Source organism: Spiroplasma sp. Moj (genome assembly GCF_016082285.1).
Lineage (GTDB): Bacteria > Bacillota_I > Bacilli_A > Mycoplasmatales > Mycoplasmataceae > Spiroplasma > Spiroplasma phoeniceum.
Genome location: NZ_MQTY02000084.1, coordinates 1 through 4,518, shown reverse-complemented (window position 1 = coordinate 4,518; position 4,518 = coordinate 1). Strand labels below are relative to the sequence as shown.

3 protein-coding genes, 7 tRNA genes and 2 pseudogenes are annotated in these 4,518 nt (G+C 26.7%); 9 read left to right on the top strand and 3 right to left on the bottom strand.

Annotated elements, in window-relative coordinates:
* Nucleotides 1-187, bottom strand: a pseudogene (locus tag BST80_RS04235) (hypothetical protein); the annotation flags it as partial.
* A 135-nt stretch (nucleotides 188-322) separates the two neighbouring features.
* Here BST80_RS04235 and BST80_RS04230 point away from each other — a divergent pair.
* The 9 genes from BST80_RS04230 (at nucleotide 323) to BST80_RS04190 (ending at nucleotide 2,773) form a co-directional block, all read left to right on the top strand.
* The gene (locus BST80_RS04230; RefSeq protein WP_415746105.1) at nucleotides 323-1,264 is read left to right on the top strand and encodes a hypothetical protein; all 942 of its coding nucleotides are present in this window, start codon (nucleotides 323-325) and stop codon (nucleotides 1,262-1,264) included.
* A gap of 165 nt (nucleotides 1,265-1,429) precedes the next feature.
* Nucleotides 1,430-1,505: transfer RNA gene (locus BST80_RS04225), tRNA-Val, on the top strand.
* Nucleotides 1,506-1,517: 12 nt separating this feature from the next.
* Nucleotides 1,518-1,593, top strand: a tRNA-Thr gene (locus BST80_RS04220).
* A 6-nt stretch (nucleotides 1,594-1,599) separates the two neighbouring features.
* Nucleotides 1,600-1,683 (top strand) — tRNA-Tyr (locus tag BST80_RS04215).
* A 15-nt stretch (nucleotides 1,684-1,698) separates the two neighbouring features.
* Nucleotides 1,699-1,773 (top strand) — tRNA-Gln (locus tag BST80_RS04210).
* A 4-nt stretch (nucleotides 1,774-1,777) separates the two neighbouring features.
* Nucleotides 1,778-1,853 (top strand) — tRNA-Lys (locus BST80_RS04205).
* Between the two features lie 16 nt (nucleotides 1,854-1,869).
* A tRNA-Leu gene (locus tag BST80_RS04200) sits at nucleotides 1,870-1,956 on the top strand.
* Nucleotides 1,957-2,042: 86 nt separating this feature from the next.
* Nucleotides 2,043-2,116: transfer RNA gene (locus BST80_RS04195), tRNA-Gly, on the top strand.
* A 78-nt stretch (nucleotides 2,117-2,194) separates the two neighbouring features.
* Nucleotides 2,195-2,773 carry a DxFTY motif-containing membrane protein gene (locus BST80_RS04190; protein ID WP_415746104.1) on the top strand — a complete coding sequence of 193 codons (579 nt, stop codon included), beginning with the start codon at nucleotides 2,195-2,197 and terminating at the stop codon, nucleotides 2,771-2,773.
* Here the strand turns inward: BST80_RS04190 and BST80_RS04185 are convergent.
* Together BST80_RS04185 and BST80_RS04180 are read right to left on the bottom strand one after the other, a co-directional pair.
* The gene (locus tag BST80_RS04185) at nucleotides 2,770-3,558 is read right to left on the bottom strand and encodes a phosphotransferase (protein ID WP_415746103.1); all 789 of its coding nucleotides are present in this window, start codon (nucleotides 3,556-3,558) and stop codon (nucleotides 2,770-2,772) included. The two genes, BST80_RS04190 and BST80_RS04185, sit on opposite strands and share 4 nt — an antisense overlap.
* 219 nt (nucleotides 3,559-3,777) lie before the next feature.
* Nucleotides 3,778-3,888: pseudogene (locus tag BST80_RS04180) on the bottom strand (IS5/IS1182 family transposase); the annotation flags it as partial.
* Nucleotides 3,889-4,518 lie beyond the last annotated feature (630 nt).

Here is a 4,518-nt window from a genome sequence, read left to right as displayed (position 1 = left end):
GTGAATTTTCATATAAATAGTATTTCTGACATAAATTAAAATAATTAATGACATTTTGATAAATATAATTTATTTCTTTTGTAAGTTTTTGTTGTAAATATCATTTTTTTATTTTTCGTTGTAATGAATATAATTCATTTTCAGTTGGAATGCTTGTTACCATATACTTTTTCATTTTAATCTCCATTATAATTTAAAAACTAAATCAGTGGTCTAAAATGTATATGATTTTCACAAAAAGAATAAAAAAATATCTTGTAATCATATTAAAACCAGCATATAATTAACTATGTAATTGTAGAAAGAAATAGTGATTATACAAATGATGACAAGAAATTTTGGTTTTACTAGATTTTGAATTGTGTTATCAAGTATTGTGGGTATTGCGGGAATGGCAATAGCAGGAGGGGCTTACTTTTATTACTTAGGCCGATATAACAATGGGACTTTTCCTGGTGATATCAACGCTGCAAATACTTGATTAATGAATTCATATGCTGATTTAACAAGTGTTAAAGTTGTACTTTTACTAGTAGCGATTTTTTCATTTTTCACAACAATAATTTGTAATATTGGATTGATTCGTTATGCAATTAGCAGTACTGATGCCGAATTATGTGCAAACAAATGAAGTTTAGCGGTATTATCGTTATCAATTGGTGGTTTTTTTGCACCATTTGCATTAACATGATTACCAGATACTGATGTTAAAGCAACAAAAAATGCTCGCGTTGTTATTGTTCGTTATTTAGGGACTGCTTGATTAGTATCAGCTCTTGCTAGTATTGTTGCAATTATGATTTTTTATAACAAGGCAACAGATAAAACTTGAGTTAGAGACTCAAAACAAAATTTTGCCATTATGATGGGAGTTTTAGTTGTTGTTAGTGTTTTAAGTTTAATTTTTGTCCCTGGCTTTTATAGTAATAAAGTTTTTGCTAATATGATGGCTGAAACTTCTTATGGAAAATGATTACGTTTCGTTTCAACTGTTTATACTATTTTAGTAACAATAATGTTAGTGATCCAAATTATTACGGCGTTATTAAAACTAATTGAAGCATTTGGCCGTATCTTCCAAAAAGGACAAAATGGACTAGCAATTTTCGCTAATATTTTAAATTTTACTACAACATTAATTGGAACAATCTTTATGATTTATCTAATTACAAAAGTAATTAAAGGATTATGACGTCGTGAAGATGGTTATATGATTAACATTTCACAATATAAAGCATCTGACCATATGCAACGTCGTTATTAATAAGATTTTTAAAATGGATTTTATAATATTAAAATCCATTTTTATTAGTGATTTTAGATAATATAATCTTCTTAAAAAAATAAAATTAATAATATTTTAATTGACAAAAATTATTGTTTTATATAAAATTAAAAAGGTTTCAACACAATACTTATATTGTGTCATCGGGTGTTAGGTCAGTTGGGAGAGAGCCTGCCTTACAAGCAGGTGGTCAGCGGTTCAAGTCCGTTACACCCGACCATTAATGATTCCTGCTGGCTTAGCTCAATAGGTAGAGCAACTGACTTGTAATCAGTAGGTTGGGAGTTCGATTCTTCTAGCCAGCACCATTCTTTGGAGGGGTAGTGAAGTGGCCAAACACATCTGACTGTAACTCAGCTCCTTCGGGTTCGGGGGTTCGAATCCCTCCCCCTCCACCATCTTTATGTATATTTTGGGCTATAGCCAAGCGGTAAGGCAAAGGACTTTGACTCCTTCATGCGCTGGTTCAAATCCAGCTAGCCCAGCCATTGTCTCTTGTTAGCTCAGTCGGTAGAGCAACTGGCTTTTAACCAGTGGGTCAAAGGTTCAAGTCCTTTACAGGAGACCATTTATAAAAAATATATGCCCGAGTGGCGGAATAGGTAGACGCAACGGACTTAAAATCCGTCGGTTTTACAACTGTACCGGTTCAAGTCCGGTCTCGGGTACCATTTATTTTATTTAAAAAAAATTGACATTATGTTAAGACAGTGGTATATATATTACTGTAGTTTAGGATAAAATTTAAAGTTAAAATGCAGGTGTAGTTTAATGGTAGAACTTCAGCCTTCCAAGCTGACTGTGAGGGTTCGATTCCCTTCACCTGCTCCATGATATTAATTGTTAGTTTAACAATTTTTTTATGTTAAAATAAAAAGACAAGATGCAAAAGAGGAGTTAGTGATTGTTATGAAAGTCATTAAAAATGATAATAAAAAAAAGTCTACTAGTAATTGAGAACATTTACCATCAGAAATGCAACATGATTTAGAATTTCATGCTTCACGCACAGCATTTTGAAAAAGTCTTCTATTTTTAATCATTGAAGCTGTAGGACCATTTTTGTTATTGTTTTTTTTAACTTCGCCTGACTTAAGTTTTGCCTACCATTATGATGTTGGCATTGGAATTGGTTTTAATTTAACAATGGTTTTTAGTGTTTTTTTATTAACTTGTTTAGGGTTTTATTTTCATTTTCATCAAGCTGACCAGTTTACCTATACTATTGCATTATCTTGAATGTTATATGGAATTTATTTAACTGGATATTGATGAGGATGAGATAAGATTTTATATCGTTGCTTAGTATCATTTCTTTTTCTCTTAATTGCTATTTTTGTTGGTACATTTATGACCGTATGAATGCGTAATCTTCGTGGATATTTTCAAATAAAAAAAAGTAAGAAACAATCAGAGCCTCCAGTTATTAATAAAAAAGAAAACAATAATTCACCAGTTGATTCATCGGTAACAAAGAAAGAACCTTAATTATTTTTTTGTAAATTAGTTAATTTTAAATCAATAATTGTTAAAAAAATTTTTTGTTTTGTCTGTTCATACATGTAATTAGCTCAGTAAATTCATAGAATGTTTTGGTAATACATTCATGCTACTACTTTTTTTTGTTGTTGTGATGTTAAATTAAAAAGATTAAATCAATAAGTTCGTTCAGCTTTTGTTGTTAATGTTTCAGAAGCAAATGAAGCAAGATCAAAGAATTTATCATTTAGCATAGCATATTCAAAATCAATTAAATAAAGCTTTTGGTTTAAAAAAACTAAATTACCATGATTTAAGTCATTATGGCATAAAACAAGTTCTGTTGGTTGCAATTTTAAATAATCAAGTTTCTCTTCATATGGAGCTAAATTTACCAATTGTTTACAAATTGCTGTTTTTAATGTTATTAAAAATTGCTTAGGATTAAATGTTTTAATTTGATTATTTGGATTAATTTTAGTTTCTCATAATTGTTTAATTATTGTAGCAACTTGGTTTAAGACTTGGTTTGTAAGTTTAACCGTACTAAGTGATTGTAAAGTTGGGTAGTATGGTGTAACCAAAAAGAAATGATCACCATCATAGCCATAATCTACAATTGGTAATGTTAAATCGGCATTTTTAATTTGTTCTAAAACAAAAATTTCATTTTGATGATCAATGAATAAATTAGTAAAAGGATTACTATAACGAATAAAAAGATTATCAATACTTTGATAATTTTGGTTAGTAATACCTAAATTTAATTTTGCTTTAATTTGGTATTTCATCATATTTCTGACTTCCATTCTGTCTGTTATATATTATTAATTTTATTATANAATAGACTTCTTGCATAACCTATTAAAATAATTGTAAATATTTTTAAAAAGATACTAATAGCAAATTATAATTTTAATTAATTATGTCTTTTATTTAAAAATTTAATATTTTCCTACAACGAAAAATGACTTTTTTATTTAAATTATTTAATTTTAAATACATCTTCTATGCTATCTATAATAATTGCAAAGTTTATAAATTGAAGCAATTAAATTAAATCTTAAACTAAATCGTTTTCTATGATTACGATATTTTTCTGTAATAATTTTAAATTTTTTAAGNNNANCAAANANTAATATTGGGAAAAATTAAAAATATGATAATAAATTATTTTGAAGTTTATAAGTTTTTTATTATTAATATATTTTTAATCTTATATCTTTAAAATCTGTTATATATGTTCTCTTTATATAAGTATTATTAATTTGAATAAACAAAGAGTAAAAAGACTAATTTTCAAATATTTCATACATATGTACATAGTTTCATATTTATTTATTTATTTTATTTTATTTTATTTTATTTTNTTTATNTATTTTTTTAAATATAGTTTTATTGCAGCTTTTGTCTTAAACTCTGTAGCGCATTTAATTAAAAACATTTTTTGAATTAAAATAATAGTATTATTAATAATGATGTTTGTATATACGTATGTTGAGTTAGTTGAATCTTTTAGCTCTTATTATTCCCTAGATGAAGTTGCCACTAATGAAAGTAAAAAGCTCAAGTCAAATAAAATATACAAATTAAAAAATAAATATTTATATGATATTATAAATTTTGAAAAAATAATAAGCACTTTAGTTTTAATTTCTTCAAAGCAAAAGTTATTGATTAAAGATAAATATTTGTAAGAATATACAATATTTTCTTTATCATGTTTTTTTTTTTTAAATTTCACTCTGACCTAG